The organism is Lysobacter terrae, from assembly GCF_054782215.1.
In genome coordinates this window covers 21,735-37,953 of record NZ_BAAGSX010000008.1, presented here as the reverse complement: position 1 = coordinate 37,953, position 16,219 = coordinate 21,735, and the positions used below count along the sequence as shown (strand labels likewise).

Sequence of the window (16,219 nt, the reverse complement as noted above, 5' to 3'; positions counted from 1 at the left end):
TTGACTTGCGCGGAGCGGCGATGCGTATGAAAACCTGGCTATTGCTGCTGTGCCTGACGGTGTCGTCCGCCGTGTTGCCGGCAGTCGCAGCGCCACGCGCCATATGGACCTGGGAAGGCGACAGCTACGCGATGCTCGAATCGCGCGCCGAGGCCGAAGCGGCCTTCGCTTTCCTGCGCGCGCACGAGGTGGACACGATCTACCTCTATGCCGATGCCTATCGGGGCCGCAATCTGCTCGCCGATGCGCCGCGCCGCTACGGTGACTTCATCGCCAAGGCGCACGCGCGCGGCTTCCGCGTGTATGCACTGCTTGGCTCGGCCTATCTCGACACCGAGCGCTACATCCTGCCCGAGCAGCGGCGCGAAGCCGTGGCGATGCTGCAGCGCGTCCTCGACTACAACGCCAAGGCCGCGGAGGCGTCGCGCTTCGATGGCGTGAACCTCGACATCGAACCGCACCTGCTGGATCAGTGGAACGATGCGAGCCGCGAAGACCTGCTGCGCGACCTCCTCGAGATCAGCGCGGAATGGATGCGGATGAAGCAGGCGTCCGGGCAGCGACTGAGCATCGGGCCGGCGGTGCCCTTCTGGTTCGACGGCATCGACGTGCGTTGGCGCGGAGCCACCAAGCCGGCGAGCGAACACCTGGCCGGGCTCTACGACTATCTGGCGCTGATGGACTATCGCGATCACGCCGAAGGCCGCGACGGCATCATCGCGCACGCGGAAAAGGAAATGGCCTACGCCGAAACGATCGGCAAGCAGGTCGTGATCGGCCTGGAACTCACGCCGAACGAACTCGCGAAGGTCACCTTCAACCACCGCAACGAAGCCGACCTGCAGCACGAAATGGCCGCGACGCAAGCCGCCTACGGCAAGTCCAAGGCCTTCGCCGGCTTCGCGCTGCATCACTATCGCGGCTATCGCGAGTGGATCGACGCGCAGCGCGATCGCTGATAGTCGGCAGCGCTAGCGCTCGGATTGTCCGGTGTCGTCGTAACCGCCGCGTTCGAACAGCGCCGGCTTGATCAGCGCGGTGAAGGCGCGCGCCTGCGGCGACAGGAACTTGCCCTTGCGCACCACCACGCCGTAGCTGCGTGAGGGGAAGTACTTCGCCAGCGAGCGGGCGGCCAGGCGTTCGCGATCGGCCTCGGTGAGGCAGATCGCGGTGACGATGCTGATGCCCAGGCCCATCGCCACGTATTGCTTGATTACTTCCCAGCCGCCGACTTCCAGCGCCACGGTGTAGGGCACGCGGTTCTGCTGGAACACCAGGTCGACCAGGCGATAGGTGGTCAGGCGTTGTGGCGGCAGGATCAGACCGTAGGGCGACAGGTCCTGCAGGCTGAGGTTGGCCTTGGTCGCCAGCGGGTGCTCGCGCGGCGTGATCAGCATCGGTTCGAAGCGATAGACCGGTGCGTAGTCCAGGTCCGCCGGCACGTCGAGCATCGAACCCACGGCCAGGTCGACGGCGTCCGAGCGCAGCAGCTCCAGGCCGCCGGCACCGGTGACGTTGTGCAGGCTGAGGCGGATGTCCGGGTGCTTGGCCTGGAACGCTTCGACGATCTTCGGCAGCAGGTAAAGGATGGTCGAGCTGCCCGCGGCGACATGCAGTTCGCCCGCATCCAGCCCACGCACCCGGTCGCGGAAGGTGGCATCCAGCCCGTCCAGGCCTTCGACCAGTGGACGGGCCAGCTCGTACAGCTCCTGGCCTTCACGGGTGAGGGTGATGCGGCGGCCGCTGCGCTCGAGCAGGCGGGTGCCCAGGTCGCGTTCGAGCGCCTGCAGTTGCAGGGTCACGGCCGGCTGGCTGAGGAAGAGCGCCTCGGCCGCGCGGGAAATCGACCCCAGGCGCGCGGTCTGGCAGAAGGCCCGCAGCGGTTTGAGGCGGTCGCCTTTGTAGGCGAATCGGGGAGCGGGAGGTGGCTTGGCTGACATAGTTCCGTCAGATATTAATAAACCAAATACAGTCTATTAAAAAAACTTGATTGCCTTATACCACACTTGACCGCATGGTCACGCCTGGCCCGTTACATGGGTACACGACGATCAGTGAGGAGCTAAGGCATGTCGGCAATGTTGGAACCGCGGGACCTCGGGCACGTGGCACAGGGCATCGAACTGCTCGCCGAAGACCCGAATGGCCGGTCACTGCTGACCCCGGCGGCGTTGACCTTCCTGACCGACCTGCACCGCCGGTTCGAGGCCAACCGCCAAGTCAGGTTAGCCGCCCGCCGTGAACGCCAGGCCTTCTTCGACGCCGGCGGCCTGCCCGATTTCCGCACCGACACCGCGGCCATCCGCGCCGCCGACTGGCGGGTCGCGCCGTTGCCGGCCGCGCTGCGCGACCGCCGGGTCGAGATCACCGGCCCGACCGATCCGAAGATGGTCATCAACGCGCTTAACTCGGGTGCGAGCTGCTACATGGCCGACTTCGAGGATTCGACCTCGCCGACCTGGTCCAACCTGCTCATCGGCCAGCGCACGCTGGGCGACGCGATCGCGGGCCGCCTCGACTACACCGCGCCGGCCGCCGGCGGCACGCCCGGCAAGCGCTACACGCTGCGCCCCTTCGAGGAACAGGCCGTGCTGCTGGTGCGCCCGCGCGGCTGGCACCTCGACGAGAAGCATGTGCTGGTCGACGGCGAACGCTTGTCCGCCTCGCTGTTCGACCTGGGCTTGTTCGCCTTCCATAACGCGCATGCGCTCGCGGCCAAGGATCGTGGCCCCTACTTCTACCTGCCCAAGCTGCAGTCGATGGAAGAGGCACAGCTGTGGAACGACGTGCTCGACCACATCGAAGCGGCGCTGAAGCTGCCCAACGGCCAGCTCAAGGTCACCGTGCTGATCGAGACGCTGCCGGCGGTGTTCGAAATGGACGAGATCCTCTACGTCCTGCGCAACCGCATCGCCGGCTTGAACTGCGGCCGCTGGGACTACGTCTTCTCCTACATCAAGACCTTCCGCAATCACCGCGACAAGGTGCTGCCGGAGCGCGGGCAGGTGACGATGACGCAGCCGTTCCTGCGGGCGTATTCGGAACTGCTGATCCAGACCTGCCACAAGCGCGGCGCGCATGCGATGGGTGGGATGGCCGCGCAGATCCCGATCAGCGGCGATGAAGCCGCCAACGAGGCCGCGCTCGCCAAGGTCCGCGCCGACAAGCTGCGCGAAGCGACCGCCGGGCACGACGGCACCTGGGTCGCGCATCCGGCTCTGATTCCGCTGGCGCGGCAGATCTTCGACGAGCGCATGCCGCAGGCGAACCAGCACGAGGTGCGCCGCGAGGAAGTGATCGTCACTCGCGACGATCTGATCAAGCCGAGCATCGGTTCGATCACCCGCGCCGGCTTCGAGAACAACGTCGAAGTGTGCGTGCGCTATCTCGCCGCGTGGCTCGACGGCAACGGTTGTGTGCCGATCCATTGGCTAATGGAGGACGCCGCGACCGCCGAAATCGCGCGCACGCAGCTGTGGCAATGGCTGCATACCGAGGGCCTGCATCTCGACGACGGCAGCGAAGTCGACCTGGCGCTGTTCGAACGCGCACTCATCAATCTGCCGGGCAAGCTCGGCGATCGCAGCAAGCTGCCCGGCGGCAGCCGCATCAACGAGGCGATCGGGATGCTCGACCGCCTCACCCACGCCGACACGCTCGAAGAGTTCCTGACCCTGCCCGCGTACGCGCGGCTCGACTGATCCATCGCAACACCCCCACCACGCGCTCACGCATCAGAGGGATACGCCATGAACAAGCAAGCCTCCGCCGACCAACTCCGTCACGACTGGCAGACCAACCCGCGCTGGGCCGGCATCACCCGCCCGTACAGCGCCGAAGACGTGGTGCGCCTGCGCGGCACTGTGCAGATCGAGCATTCGATCGCGCGGCTCGGCGCGGAGAAACTGTGGAATTCGCTGAACACCGAGGACTTCGTCAACGCGTTGGGCGCGCTCACCGGCAATCAGGCGATGCAGCAGGTGAAGGCCGGCCTCAAGGCGATCTATCTGTCCGGCTGGCAGGTCGCCGCCGACGCCAATATCGCCGGCGAGATGTACCCCGATCAGTCGCTGTACCCGGCCAACTCGGTGCCGCAGGTCGTGCGCCGCATCAACAACACGCTGTTGCGCGCCGATCAGATCCAGCATGCGGAAGGCGGCGGCGACGTCGACTTCCTGCAGCCGATCGTGGCCGACGCCGAGGCCGGCTTCGGTGGCGTGCTCAATGCCTTTGAACTGATGAAGGGCATGATCGAAGCGGGCGCCGCCGGCGTGCACTTCGAGGACCAGCTCGCTTCGGTGAAGAAGTGCGGGCACATGGGCGGCAAGGTGCTGGTGCCCACGCGCGAAGCGGTCGAGAAGCTCGTCGCCGCGCGCCTCGCCGCGGACGTGATGGGCGTGCCGACGCTGATCGTCGCGCGCACCGACGCCGAAGCTGCGGACCTGCTGACCAGCGACGTCGACGCCAACGACCAGCCGTTCGCCACCGGCGAGCGCACGGTCGAAGGCTTCTACAAGACCCGCAATGGCCTCGATCAGGCGATCAGCCGCGGCCTGGCCTATGCGCCGTACGCCGACCTGGTGTGGTGCGAGACCGGCAAACCGGATCTGGAATTCGCGCGCAAGTTCGCCGAGGCGATCCACGCGAAGTATCCGGGCAAGCTGCTGGCGTACAACTGCTCGCCGAGCTTCAATTGGAAGAAGAATCTGGACGACGCGACGATCGCGCGCTTCCAGAAGGAACTCGCCAAGCTCGGCTACAAGTTCCAGTTCATCACCCTGGCCGGGTTCCACAGCCTCAACTACGGCATGTTCAGCCTGGCGCACGGTTATGCGCGTCGGCAGATGAGCGCTTTTGTCGAGCTGCAGGAAGCTGAATTCGCCGCTGCGGAGAAGGGCTTCACCGCGGTGAAGCACCAGCGCGAAGTCGGCACCGGTTACTTCGACGCGGTGACCCAGGTGATCCAGAACGGTCAGTCCTCGACGGTCGCGCTGAAGGGCTCGACCGAGGAAGAGCAGTTCCACGAGCAGAAGGCCGCAGCCTAAGGTTTTCCCTTCTCCCCGCTTGCGGGGAGAAGGTCGAAGCGGGCGATAGCCCGCTGAGGGAAGGGCGGATGAGGGGGAGCTCTCCCCGCAAGCGGGGAGAGGCGATCGTCCCGCTCTGGGACGTCCGACAAGCGGCCAACCCTTGTCCGCCACCGGCCGCAATTAGCGTTGGCCGCCAGTCGCTCCTGCCCGCGTAGTCCTATAGATCGGGTGATATTCTCAACCCCTCCGCAGGGCCCCGGGTACGTGTGGATGAAGCGCAGGACGGCGACGGAGTCGCTGCAAGACAGCTCGATGCCGACGACGCCCGCACCCGATGCGGTGGCCGCCGCGCTGACGCCTGCCGAATACGCGCTGTTCGCCGAAGTCGGCCGCGTACGCCGCTGTTACTCCGGTGAAACCCTGTTCCGCCGCGGCGACCTGGGCACCACGATGTATGTGATCGCCACGGGCGCGGTCGATCTCGACTTCGGCGACGACCTGATTTCTAAGCGCCTGGGACCCTATGAATTCTTCGGTGAACTCGGCCTGCTGATCGGCGATCACGCCCGCAGTGCGGACGCCGTGGCGGTCACCGACGGCGAATTGATCGAACTGCGCCACGAGGAATTCCAGCGTCTGGTCGACGACGATCCGAGGCTGATCTCGCACTTCCTGCGCCGCGCGATCATGCGCGTGGTGCTCAACGAACAAAGCCTGATCCGGCGGCTGCGCCGTCGTAACCAGGATCTGCAGACAGCTCTGGATTCTTTGCGCGCCACCGCGCACCAGCTCAACCAGACCGAAGAGCTCATCCGTACCGACGAACTCACCGGCCTGCACAACCGGCGTGGTCTCGCCCAGCATCTGGCCGAACGCCGCCGCAACGGCCAGCTCAAGGGGCTCGGCCTGGTGCTGGTGGATTGCGACCGCTTCAAGCAGGTCAACGATGAGCACGGCCACCTGGTCGGCGATCGTGTACTGCAGAGCATTGCCAGCATCCTGCGTTCGGTGGCCAGCGACGGCGACATCGCCTGCCGGCTGGGCGGCGACGAATTTTGCCTGCTGATCGCCGCGGACAATCGCGACGCGGTCATGGGCTTCGCCGACTTCATCGTCACCACCACCCGCGGTCTGCTGCAGGTGCCGCGTCACGCGGCGCCGGGCGAAGTGCCGCTGGCGTGCTCGGTCAGCGTGGGTGCCTGCCTGATCGACGGCGAGCGCGACTGGAACGACTGGTACGCACAGGCGGATGCGGCGCTGTATCGTGCCAAGCGCCTGGGCGGTAATCGTGTGGAGTGGCAGGACAGCGCACTCGCTACGGCTTGAACGGACTGAGGCCTGATGAATACCGCGGTAGAGATGTTCGACGCCACGCCCGAACCTGCGCCGCGCGCACCGGCCAACGCGCCGCAATTGCGCACCCTGCTGCTGACCGACCTGGTCGATTCGATGGGACTGGTCGAACGCCTGGGCGACGGTCCGGCCAGCGATCTGTTCCGCGCCCATGACCGCCTCGTCCTGCAGTTGCAGCAGCAATGGCGCGGGCGCCTGATCGATCGCTCCGACGGACTGCTGCTGCTGTTCGAGCGTCCCATCGATGGCCTGGGATTCGCGCTCGACTACGTGCGTGGCCTGACCGCCTTGGGCGAGGAGCGCGGCCTCTCCCTGCGCGCCCGCGCGGGATTGCATGTCGGCGAGGTGCTGACTTGGCGCAACAGCGAGGAGGCCGTGAGCATCGGCGCCAAGCCGCTGGAAGTCGAAGGCCTGGCCAAGCCGATGGCCGCGCGCCTGATGGCGATGGCGCGGCCTGGGCAGATCCTGCTCTCCGCCGTTGCTGAGCCGCTGGCGCATCGCGCCGCCCGCGAACTGGGCGATCGCGGCCAGCACCTGGTGTGGAAGGCGTGGGGCCGCTGGCGCTTCAAAGGTGTGCCGGAGCCGCAACACATCTTCGAAGTCGGCGAACCCGGCGTCGCGCCGCTGCGCATGCCGCCGAATACCCCGAAAGCCTGGCGCGACATCCCATTGTGGCGGCGCCCCGCTGCACTGGCCGCGGAAGCCGCGCTACTGGCGGCCGGTGTGCTCGGCGCGTGGTTCATTACCCGGCCCGAACCCGCCATCGCCTTCAACCAGCGCGACTGGGTCGTCATCGGCGATCTGCGCAATCTCACCGGCCAGAGTGCGCTGGACGATTCGCTGGAGCAGGCGTTCCGCATCAGCCTGGATCAGTCGCGCTACGTCAACGTGTTGAGCGACATGAAGGCGCGCGACACCCTCGGCCGCATGCGCCGCGCGCCGGATACGGTGCTCGACCGCGCGGTCGCATCGGAAGTCGCGCTGCGCGACGGCGCGCGTGCGGTGATCCTGCCGACGGTGGCGGAAGTCGGTGGACGCGTGCGCGTCAGTGCCGAAGTCATCGATCCGCACACCCAGACCACCGTCTATGCGGAATCGGCCGAAGGGACGGGCGTGACCTCCACGTTGGACTCGATCGACGACGTCACCGCGGCTCTGCGCGCGAAGCTGGGCGAAGCCGTCAAGTCGATCGAAAAGGACTCGGCGCCGCTGCCGCAGGTGGCGACGAAAAACCTGGATGCACTGCGCGCCTATGCACTGGGGCAGAAGGCGTATGCACAGGGAGATCAGCATGGCGCGCTGCAGTACTACCAACGCGCGACGCAGATCGATCCGGAGTTCGCGCTGGCGTGGCTCGGGCAGATGCGTGCGCAGTTCGCAGTGGTGAATGCACCGGCGGCGATCCCGCCGTTGCGGCAGGCGCAGAAGCTGCGCGACCACCTGGTACTGCGCGAAGCGCTGTACATGGATGCGTGGGCCTCGAACTTCGATGCGCCCGAGCAGACCGCGGCGAAGTGGCAGGAGCTGGCCCAGCTCTATCCGGACTATTGGCCCGCACAAGGCAATGCCGGGCTATGGCTGTATCAGGCCAACCGCTTCAAGGAAGCCCTCCCGTTTGCGATCGCGGGTACGTCGCCGCGCTATGAGCTCGCTTCGGTCCAGGAGGACACCGTCGGGCGTCTGCGCCTGGCGATGGGCGACTATCGCCAGGCGACAAGCTCGTTCCAGCGTGCGCTCGCGCATGGCTACCGCAGCAGTCTGCGGCGGCTCGCGCTGGTGGACGCCGCCCAGCGCAACTTCGCGTCCGCCCAGCGCCGGCTGGGGCAGATTCCTTCCGACGATCGCTATGCGTATATCGAGCGCACGAGCGTGAACCTCGACCGCGGCGACTGGAAGGCAGGGCAAGCTTCCGCGCGCGCCGCGCTCGACCTGGCGAAGGGCGAAACCGGATTCGACAGCCGCTATCTGCACCTGCCGGTCGCCGTTGCGAACTGGCTGGCAGGCGACCGCGAGGCCGCGCTGCAGGCCGCGCGCAGTGCCGCCGACTCGGCCGTGGCCGCATTGGGCCGGCCGTTCGATCCGGATGCAGCGGACGATGCGGAACTGGCGACTGCCGCCGCGCTTGTGGCCCTGCGTATGGACGACGCCGACGTCGCCGCGCGGGTGTTGTCGGTGCTGGCCAAGAAGCCGAGCCTGCGTGCCGTTCCCAGCGTTGCCTCGCTCGTCTTCGCGATCGAGGCCGAGCAGTTCCGGCGGGCCGGGCAGCCCTTGAAGGCGATCGGATTGCTAAAACCCACCCTGACCGGCAGCGAGCGCTACCAGGTGCGCGCGGTGTTGATGCGCGCCTACGAAGATGCCGGCAACGTGCCCGCGGCCCTGGAGCAGGCGCGCTGGCTGCAGGCCCACCGCGGGCAGGCTTACGTCGAACTGGAATGCGGCCACTGCCTGCAGGCACTCAACGTAGTCGACAGCAACCTGGCGCTGCGGACACAGTCGCGCTTGCTCGCCCGTGCGGGCGAGGCGGAAAAAGCCGGCGCGGCCCAGGCAGAGTTCGAGCGGCGGTGGCCCGCGCGAACTCTGCCCGAGTATTTGCAGCGCTAGTCCGACGAGTCCAGCGTGGCGTCCAGATTGGGCGTGGTCTGGGCGAGACCCGCCAGCAGCATCTTTTTGATCTCCGCGTGCGCCGCGCGGATGGCGCTCTTGGAAGCGAGCCGGCCTACTTGCATGCAGCCGGCGATGGCGGGCTGCGAGGCCAGGGCGGTACGCGCCGCCTGATCGCCGACATCGTGGCCGATCATTTCCAACGCCGCCGCCGGATCCTGCTGGAACAGCTCCCGGAACTTGTCGCTATCGCTGAGCAAATCGAGAAGCCGTTCGATGATCTTCGGCTCCAGTGGTGCGCTTTTCGGTCCAGCCATCCCCATTCCCCCTGTCATGCCCGTTCGGGCAACCGTGGCATCTAACCACCCGCCATGGCTGGGGACAATGGCAAGCCCGTGACGGGAACACAGGGCCGTGCTGGGGCGTTCGCGGGTCGATCGCCAAGAAGCCGCACGCCACTTGAAGCTCGGAGCCTTGTCCGACAATGTGGGTGTTCCTGTGCCCATGCGGACCTGCGCGTCCCAGGCGCTCCATCTTCGGGTCGTGCTCATGCGGATACGTCGTTGCGCCGTGCTGTTCCTCGAGCCGCGCGAGCAGATCGACTTCGACTTGAACGAACTGCTCAATGGCGGCGACGGTCTGCGCCGCGATCGACGCTGGATCGCGCTTGCGCCGCACGCGGGCGAGGAGATCGAGGTCGATGCCGCGGAGCGCGAATTGCTTGGGCGGCTGAGCCCGAGCGAGTGGATCGAGACGCACGCGCTGGATGCAGCCGCGCAAGGGGCGCTCGAGCGCCTGCTCGATGTCGGCCTGGTGATCGGGCAGGCTGAGGAACACGATCGGTGGCGCGCGCGCGACGAAGCACAGCGGACGGTGCATTGGCATCCGCTCGGGGCCACGCTGCACGCGTACACGCGCTGGAGCGGCGTGGACGCCGTGCAGAACTTGAAGGACAGCGGCACCGAGACGGCGACGCAGATGCGCGAGGTGCTTGGCGCTCCGCCGACGGAAGCGGCGCGACACGGCGACCTGGCCGCGCAGCTCAAATTGCCGCGTGCCCAGGCCACCGACTTCGACCGCTTGCTCGCACGCCGCGTCACCTGCCGCAACTTCGATCCGGCACGCGCGCTGCCCTTCGACCGGTTCGCTCAGTTGCTGCAGCGCGTGTTCGCGGCGCAGGCGGAAGTGCGGATCGGTCCGGACACCGTGTTCCTGAAGAAAAACGTGCCCTCCGGCGGTGGCCTGCATCCGATCGAGTGCTACCTGATCGTGCAGAACGTCGAGGGCGTTGCGCCGGGCCTTTATCACTATCAGGCGGTCGATCACGCCTTGGAGCCCCTTTCTGTTCCTGAAGGCCGCAGCTGGGAGCAAGGAGGTCTGCGCCGCTTCGTGCAGGACATGGTGGCGCAGCAGCACTGGTTCGCCGATGCCCATGTCGTGGTGCTGCTGTCGCCGCGCTTCGATCGTACGTTCTGGAAGTACCGCCAGCACGCCAAGGGCTATCGCGTGGTCGCGCTGGAGGCGGGGCACCTGTCGCAGACCTTGTACCTGGCGGCGACCGAGGCGGGGCTGGGGGCGTTCATCACCGGCGCCATCAATGAGAAGGAACTGGAGCAGGCCTTCGGCCTGGACCCCGTCAGCCAGGGCGCCCTGGCGATCTGCGGCTTTGGCTGGCGCGCAGGGGAGAGGATCACAGCGGAGCTCGATCCGAACGAACGGATTTGGAACACCACTTTCGATCAACCATGACCGCAGGCAGGCGACAGCGGCGAGCGGTGTAGGTAGTCTCGACCGCTCCCTCCCCAACCGTATGTGAGGATCACGTGCGTTCTTGCCTTTCGACCGTCATTTTGATCGCCGGCATGGCGATTTCTTCGCTCGCCGCTGCCGCTGCCAACGATGGCGGTGTGTTGTTCGACGACATCCGCAACCAGCAGGCGGAGATCCGTGCAGGCGTAGTCGCCAAGAGCGGACGCTATCGTGACATGCCGGAGACCACGCGCAACGAATTGCTCCTGCGGCAGACGCGCATGCTGTCGACGATCGACGGCAAGAAGGTGCCAACCGACCTCGATCAGGAGCAGCGCACGAGAGTCTTCAACGACCTGGAGTGGATCGAGGCAGCGATCAATCGCACTCAAGACGAGCGGTTGGTCTGCGAATACACGCGAACCATCGGCAGCAATCGCAAGCAGCGCGTGTGCCGTACAGCCGAGCAGATCCGTCTGGAGCATGAGCGGTCGCGGGATGAGCTCGACCGTCAAAGTACGCAGGTGCGACGTTGACCGAAGCGCAACAAGGGCGGCTATGCCGCCCTTGTTATTTGTACTCCACGCCTGCCCGTGGATGCCGACGAACGGCGTCGCACCGCGTTATGCCGGAAGGCATATAGTCAAGGCTAGGCGCCCGGGGTGGGTGCCGCTTGACCGGAGGGTTCGACGATGAAAGCCCTGCTGTTATCCACGCTGCTCCTGGCCTGCCTGCCTGTTTTCGCTGCGGAGGAACCCGCCGCCGAACAGGACTCCCTGCAAGTGCTGGTCGACCAGCAGCATGCATTGAAGGCGAAGTTGGACGCGGGCGAAACCGATGGCCTCACGCCCAGGCAATTGCGCGAAGTGCGTACGGCGCAGGATCAGTTCTTCGCCGTTACCCAAGGCAAATCCACGCTCGATCAGCTGTCCATCAACGAGAAGGTCACCGTCGAGAACGCTTTGGAGCGCATCAACGCGACAGTGAAGAACTCGCGCGCTGCGACCGACGACCAGAACGTGTGTTGGCGCGAACGCCCCAGTGGCACCACGATGAAGGTCACGCGCTGCGGCACCAAGGCGGAAATGCGCCAAGCCCGCGAGGGCGCCAGGGACTATCTCGATCGTCCGAAGACCTGCGGGCGAGATTGCGGCGGACTGTAACCGCCGGCTCAGGCGGCTCCCGCATTGTCGCGATCCGCGCGACGGTAGCCCAGCGCCTCGGTTAGATGTGTGGTCTGGATGTCGGGCTGTTTGGCGAGATCGGCGATCGTCCGCGCCACCCGCAGGATGCGATGGATCGATCGCGCCGACAGCTGCAAGGCATCCATCGCGCGTTCGAGCAGCAACTGGTCCGCCGAAGCCAGGCGGCAATGGGCCGTGGTTTCGGATTGGTTGAAGCGGGCGTTGAGCTTGCCGGCGCGGGTCATTTGGACGGCGCGTGCCATGCCGACGCGATCGCGCACGGACTGGCTGGACTCTCCGGGGGGAAGGTCCGGCCGCAGTTCCGCCGGCGGCAGGCGCGGGACCTCCACATGGAGATCGATGCGATCCAAGAGCGGACCTGAAATCCGCGCCCGATAGCGGCGTATCGCTTCGGGATTGCAGCGGCAGCGCCCGCTGGCATCGCCGGCCCAGCCGCAGGGGCAGGGGTTCATCGCCGCCACGAGCTGGAAGCGGGCGGGAAACTCGCTTTGCCGTGCCGCGCGCGAGATCGTGACGACGCCCGATTCGAGCGGCTCGCGCAGGCCGTCGAGTGCGTGGCGATCCCACTCGGGGAGTTCATCCAGGAAGAGGACGCCCTGATGGGCCAGCGAGATCTCTCCTGGGCGTGGTCCGGCACCGCCTCCTACCAGGGAGACGGCGCTCGCGGTGTGGTGCGGTGAACGGAAGGGGCGTTCGCGCCAGCGGGCGGGATCCAGCCCGCGACCGCTCACTGAAGCGATCGCGGCCGCCTCCAAGGCTTCGGCCTCGCTGGCCTGCGGAAGCAGGCCGGACAGGCGCGAGGCGAGCAAGGTTTTGCCGCAACCCGGCGGTCCGATCAGCAGCAGGTGATGCCCGCCGGCCGCGGCGATCTCCAGTGCGCGGCGTGCCTGCGCCTGGCCGCGAACGTCGGCCAGATCGAGTCCGCCGGCCGGGGTGCTTGTCGTCGCAACCGGTTGCGCGCAGGGCAGTGGTTTGCGCCCGTCCAGCATCGCGCAGACTTCCAGCAGGGTGCGCGCGGTGCGGGCTTCGACCTGCGAGGCGAGTGCCGCCTCGGCGCCGTTGGCCGCGGGCACGATGAGTTTTCGCCTCGCCTCCGCCGCTGCCACCGCGGCGGACAGCACGCCATCGACTGCGCGCAACTCGCCGGTGAGTCCCAGTTCGCCGAGGAATTCCACTTCGTTCAATGCTTCCAGAGGAATCTGTCCGCTCGCGGCGAGGATGCCCAGCGCGATCGGCAGATCGAAGCGTCCGCCATCCTTCGGCAGGTCGGCGGGAGCGAGATTGACCGTGATCACGCGCGCTGGGAATTCGTACTGCGCACATGTGATCGCGGCGCGCACGCGGTCCTTGGCTTCGCGCACCGCCGCGGCCGGCAGGCCGACCAGGGAAAAGCGCGGCAGGCCGCCGGACAGATGCACTTCCACGCGAACCTCGGACGGACGCCCATTCGCGCACGGCTGTGCACGAGTGCCAGATTCATGGGGGGTGCCGTCTAGTGGCGGGGCTGCGATGCCGGGCTGTTCTCGAGCTGCGCTTCGAGTTCGGCGACGGTGCGCTGCAGCTCTTCCAGCTTTTCGCGCGTGCGTAGCAGCACGGCGCGCTGCACTTCGAACTCCTCGCGCGTCACCAGGTCAAGTCGCGACAGGCCGGACTGCAGCACCGACTTGAAGTTCTGTTGCAATTCCTCACGGCCTTCGCGCAGGCCGGGAGGTACCAGTGCGCTGAGGCGGCGGGCGAGGTCGTCGAGATGGCTGAGGTCGATCATGGCGTGCTCCCTTCGGCAGGGCTCCAGCATCGGTGGCCGGCTGGAGCGGCGCAGTCGGGCGGTGCCGCGGCGCTGGGTAGGAAAGATCCCATGTCGCCATTGTAGGCCGCGCGAGGGGCGAAGGACCGTGCGCAGGCGATGGACGCTCGCCCGAAAGCGGTCATGCGCCGTATCCTCGTCGCGCAAGCTCTGGAGACATGCGATGAAGATGATCATGGCGGTGATCAAGCCGTTCAAGCTCGACGATGTGCGCGAAGCGCTGGCCGAAGCCGGCGTCGCCGGCATCACCGCCACCGAGGTAAAGGGCTTCGGTCGCCAGAAGGGTCACACCGAGCTGTATCGCGGTGCCGAATACGTCGTGGACTTTCTGCCCAAGATCAAACTCGAGGTCGCCGTCACCGACGATCAGGTCGAAGCGGTGGTGGAAGCGATCATGAAGGCGGCCGGGACCGGCAAGATCGGCGACGGCAAGATCTTCGTCTGGGATCTGGATCGGGTGGTGCGGATCCGTACTGGCGAGATGGATGGGGACGCGTTGTAGGGCGACTTAGAGCTCCACCGCGACACGGTTGCGACCCGCTTCCTTGGCGCGGTACAGGGCGGCGTCGGCACGGTCGATGACGTCGTGCAGGCCATCGTCGTGCGGCTGCAGCATGGCCAGTCCGAGACTGATGGTGACGCACAAGTCTTCGGCGATATCGGCCAGGTCGAGGCGATGGACGCTGTCGCGCAGGCGCTCGGCCACGAGCAGTGCGGCGTCGGACGAAGTGTTGGGCAGCAGCACGATGAATTCCTCGCCACCCATGCGCCCCAGCAGGTCTTTCTGCCGCAGCACCGCCTCGCAGGCGCGGGCGACGCGCACCAGCACCTGGTCGCCGCCGGCATGGCCGTGACCGTCGTTGATGCGCTTGAACCAGTCGAGGTCGAAGGTCAGCACGGCCAGCGGCTCCGCCTGGGTCCTGGCTTGCTCGACGGCGTGTTCCGCCGCCACCTCGACGTGCCGGCGGTTGGCGACGCCGGTCAGCGCGTCGGTCAGCGCGAGCTTGTTGATCTGGCGCGTGTTGCGCAGTTGCCGCATGAACAACAGCAGCAGGCCGACGATGAGCAGGCCCGTGCTGACCAATGCGGCGAACTGCCAGCGGTTGGAGCGCTCGACGACCTTGAGGCGCTGCTGCTGGCTGCGGCGTTCGGCTTGCAGGCGGGCGTTTTCCAGGTCGCGCCGCGCGGTGTCGAACTGATACTGCAGCAGCAACGACTGCTGCGTACGCGCATCGTCGTTGAGCTTGCGGCGGCCGGTGCGCTCCAGCTTGAGGTCGTCCATCGCCGCGCGGTAGTTGCCCAGCGCCTCCTGGCTGAGTGCGCGCGCTGCGTACAGGTCGACCTGGTAGCGCAAGTTCGGATCGACGTCGAACGCCTGTGATGCACGGTTGTAGTGGTCCAGCGCCTGGTCGTCCTGGCCGCGGCCGGCCAGGACCATGCCTTCGAGCAGCTGCAGCATGGCCTCGTTGGAGCGGTCGCCGACGCGGTCGAAGCCGTTGCGTGCCGTGGCCAGGGCGGCCTCGGCAGCGGCGAAGTCGCCCTTTCGGATCAGCGCCGAGGACACGGCGAGGTGGCCGGCGGCGACGTCGTACTCCAAGCCGTGCTCCGCGGCCACGTCGATCGCGCGCCGCAGGACGGCAAGCGCCTCGTCGTGGCGCCCGAGGTCTTCGTGCAGGAAACCCATCTGCAACAAGGCCACGGACAGCAGGCTCGGATCGCCCTGGCGTTCGGCGAACGCCACGCCCTGGCGCAGGTACTCCAGCGCCTTGGCGTGATCGCCCATGCGGCGGTAAGCGGCGGCGATGTCGCCGAGGCCGGCTTCGGCCTCCTTGCGCAGGCCGGCGTTGGTGTAGACGCGCTGGGCTTCGAGGAAATCGGTCAATGCCGCGGCCTGCTGGCCGAGCAACGAACGCAGGCTGCCGCGATGGACCAGGGACTGCGCCAGCAGGCGTGCATCGTTGTGTTTGCGCGCCAGCGCCAGGGCGGCTTCGACCGTGCTCGCCGACTGCGACGTCTGGCCGGAGCCGTCGATGTAATTCGCCTCGCACAGGCCGAAGCGGATCTGGTTGCCGACGTCGCCCAGCCGCACCGCGTCCTGCATGCCGGAGCGGGCGTAGGCCAGTCCGGCCGCAGGCTGGCCCAGGTCGTCGTAGTCGCAGCGGAAACCGCGCAGGCGCAATTCCCGCCGCGCATCGTCGCGTGGGCGTAGCGCATCCAGGCGGCGCACGACTTCGCGGATCTGCTGCGGGCCGGAAACGACAAGGTCGCCGCGTTCGACTTGTTCGACGAGGCGGTCGAACTGGGTGCCGTCCGGCAGCGCGCCGAAGCCGGCCAGACTTCCGGTCAGATCGGAAGACGCGTCGGGGGCGGCCACAACGGTCTGCGCCGGCGCGTCGGCAACGACGCACCCGCCCAGGACGGCCAGCAGAAAGGTGAACCCCAACGCGCGCAAGACATCCCCCCGGATCGAGCGCTGACGG

Annotated in this window: 13 protein-coding genes and 1 pseudogene; 9 read left to right on the top strand and 5 right to left on the bottom strand. The window is 67.0% G+C overall.

Features of this window, described 5'->3' with window-relative positions; all coding sequences use genetic code 11:
* Nucleotides 1-20 precede the first annotated feature (20 nt).
* Nucleotides 21-959, top strand: a complete 939-nt coding sequence (locus tag ACYVJ8_RS11930) for a hypothetical protein (RefSeq protein ID WP_460712646.1) — start codon at nt 21-23, stop codon at nt 957-959.
* 12 nt (nt 960-971) lie between these two features.
* Here ACYVJ8_RS11930 and ACYVJ8_RS11925 read toward each other — a convergent pair whose 3' ends face one another.
* Nucleotides 972-1,940: a LysR family transcriptional regulator gene (locus tag ACYVJ8_RS11925; protein WP_460712644.1), complete on the bottom strand. Its 969-nt coding sequence runs from the start codon at nt 1,938-1,940 to the stop codon at nt 972-974.
* A 129-nt stretch (nt 1,941-2,069) separates the two neighbouring features.
* Here ACYVJ8_RS11925 and aceB point away from each other — a divergent pair, with 129 nt between their 5' ends.
* The 4 genes from aceB (at nt 2,070) to ACYVJ8_RS11905 (ending at nt 8,981) form a co-directional block, all read left to right on the top strand.
* The gene (aceB, locus tag ACYVJ8_RS11920; RefSeq protein ID WP_460712642.1) at nt 2,070-3,701 is read left to right on the top strand and encodes a malate synthase A; all 1,632 of its coding nucleotides are present in this window, start codon (nt 2,070-2,072) and stop codon (nt 3,699-3,701) included.
* Between the two features lie 48 nt (nt 3,702-3,749).
* Nucleotides 3,750-5,045, top strand: a complete 1,296-nt coding sequence (gene aceA, locus ACYVJ8_RS11915; RefSeq protein WP_460712640.1) for an isocitrate lyase — start codon at nt 3,750-3,752, stop codon at nt 5,043-5,045.
* A gap of 294 nt (nt 5,046-5,339) precedes the next feature.
* Entirely contained in the window at nt 5,340-6,353 is a 1,014-nt protein-coding gene (locus tag ACYVJ8_RS11910) for a GGDEF domain-containing protein (RefSeq protein WP_460713710.1), read from the top strand.
* Nucleotides 6,354-6,368: 15 nt separating this feature from the next.
* Nucleotides 6,369-8,981 carry a putative peptide modification system cyclase gene (locus ACYVJ8_RS11905; protein WP_460712638.1) on the top strand — a complete coding sequence of 871 codons (2,613 nt, stop codon included), beginning with the start codon at nt 6,369-6,371 and terminating at the stop codon, nt 8,979-8,981.
* Here ACYVJ8_RS11905 and ACYVJ8_RS11900 read toward each other — a convergent pair.
* Nucleotides 8,978-9,298, bottom strand: coding sequence for an NHLP-related RiPP peptide (locus tag ACYVJ8_RS11900; RefSeq protein ID WP_460712636.1), 321 nt, complete (start codon nt 9,296-9,298; stop codon nt 8,978-8,980). The genes ACYVJ8_RS11905 and ACYVJ8_RS11900 overlap by 4 nt on opposite strands.
* Before the next feature lie 232 nt (nt 9,299-9,530).
* Here ACYVJ8_RS11900 and ACYVJ8_RS11895 point away from each other — a divergent pair, with 232 nt between their 5' ends.
* The 3 genes from ACYVJ8_RS11895 (at nt 9,531) to ACYVJ8_RS11885 (ending at nt 11,893) form a co-directional block, all read left to right on the top strand.
* Entirely contained in the window at nt 9,531-10,730 is a 1,200-nt protein-coding gene (locus ACYVJ8_RS11895) for a putative peptide maturation dehydrogenase (protein WP_460712634.1), read from the top strand.
* Nucleotides 10,731-10,843: 113 nt separating this feature from the next.
* Nucleotides 10,844-11,266, top strand: a complete 423-nt coding sequence (locus ACYVJ8_RS11890) for a hypothetical protein (protein WP_460712632.1) — start codon at nt 10,844-10,846, stop codon at nt 11,264-11,266.
* 156 nt (nt 11,267-11,422) lie between these two features.
* Entirely contained in the window at nt 11,423-11,893 is a 471-nt protein-coding gene (locus ACYVJ8_RS11885) for a hypothetical protein (RefSeq protein ID WP_460712630.1), read from the top strand.
* A gap of 8 nt (nt 11,894-11,901) precedes the next feature.
* On the opposite strand, the pseudogene ACYVJ8_RS11880 reads toward ACYVJ8_RS11885, so the two are convergent.
* Both ACYVJ8_RS11880 and ubiK read right to left on the bottom strand, forming a co-directional pair.
* Nucleotides 11,902-13,415, bottom strand: a pseudogene (locus ACYVJ8_RS11880) (YifB family Mg chelatase-like AAA ATPase).
* Between the two features lie 12 nt (nt 13,416-13,427).
* Complete coding sequence (gene ubiK, locus ACYVJ8_RS11875) at nt 13,428-13,700, bottom strand: ubiquinone biosynthesis accessory factor UbiK (RefSeq protein WP_460712628.1); 273 nt, start codon at nt 13,698-13,700, stop codon at nt 13,428-13,430.
* A gap of 202 nt (nt 13,701-13,902) precedes the next feature.
* Between ubiK and ACYVJ8_RS11870 the strand changes: the two genes are divergently transcribed.
* A complete protein-coding gene (locus ACYVJ8_RS11870) occupies nt 13,903-14,241 on the top strand; it encodes a P-II family nitrogen regulator (protein ID WP_460712625.1) in 339 nt (112 codons plus the stop codon).
* 6 nt (nt 14,242-14,247) lie between these two features.
* Here ACYVJ8_RS11870 and ACYVJ8_RS11865 read toward each other — a convergent pair whose 3' ends face one another.
* Entirely contained in the window at nt 14,248-16,191 is a 1,944-nt protein-coding gene (locus ACYVJ8_RS11865) for a GGDEF domain-containing protein (protein ID WP_460712624.1), read from the bottom strand.
* Nucleotides 16,192-16,219: the final 28 nt, after the last annotated feature.

Bases quoted from the DNA above. Each gene is read 5' to 3' on its own strand.
- ACYVJ8_RS11930 (WP_460712646.1), top strand. From the start codon at position 21: ATGCGTATGAAAACCTGGCTATTGCTGCTGTGCCTGACGGTGTCGTCC.
- ACYVJ8_RS11925 (WP_460712644.1), bottom strand. From the start codon at position 1,940: ATGTCAGCCAAGCCACCTCCCGCTCCCCGATTCGCCTACAAAGGCGAC.
- aceB (WP_460712642.1), top strand. From the start codon at position 2,070: ATGTCGGCAATGTTGGAACCGCGGGACCTCGGGCACGTGGCACAGGGC.
- aceA (WP_460712640.1), top strand. From the start codon at position 3,750: ATGAACAAGCAAGCCTCCGCCGACCAACTCCGTCACGACTGGCAGACC.
- ACYVJ8_RS11910 (WP_460713710.1), top strand. From the start codon at position 5,340: ATGCCGACGACGCCCGCACCCGATGCGGTGGCCGCCGCGCTGACGCCT.
- ACYVJ8_RS11905 (WP_460712638.1), top strand. From the start codon at position 6,369: ATGAATACCGCGGTAGAGATGTTCGACGCCACGCCCGAACCTGCGCCG.
- ACYVJ8_RS11900 (WP_460712636.1), bottom strand. From the start codon at position 9,298: ATGGCTGGACCGAAAAGCGCACCACTGGAGCCGAAGATCATCGAACGG.
- ACYVJ8_RS11895 (WP_460712634.1), top strand. From the start codon at position 9,531: ATGCGGATACGTCGTTGCGCCGTGCTGTTCCTCGAGCCGCGCGAGCAG.
- ACYVJ8_RS11890 (WP_460712632.1), top strand. From the start codon at position 10,844: ATGGCGATTTCTTCGCTCGCCGCTGCCGCTGCCAACGATGGCGGTGTG.
- ACYVJ8_RS11885 (WP_460712630.1), top strand. From the start codon at position 11,423: ATGAAAGCCCTGCTGTTATCCACGCTGCTCCTGGCCTGCCTGCCTGTT.
- ubiK (WP_460712628.1), bottom strand. From the start codon at position 13,700: ATGATCGACCTCAGCCATCTCGACGACCTCGCCCGCCGCCTCAGCGCA.
- ACYVJ8_RS11870 (WP_460712625.1), top strand. From the start codon at position 13,903: ATGAAGATGATCATGGCGGTGATCAAGCCGTTCAAGCTCGACGATGTG.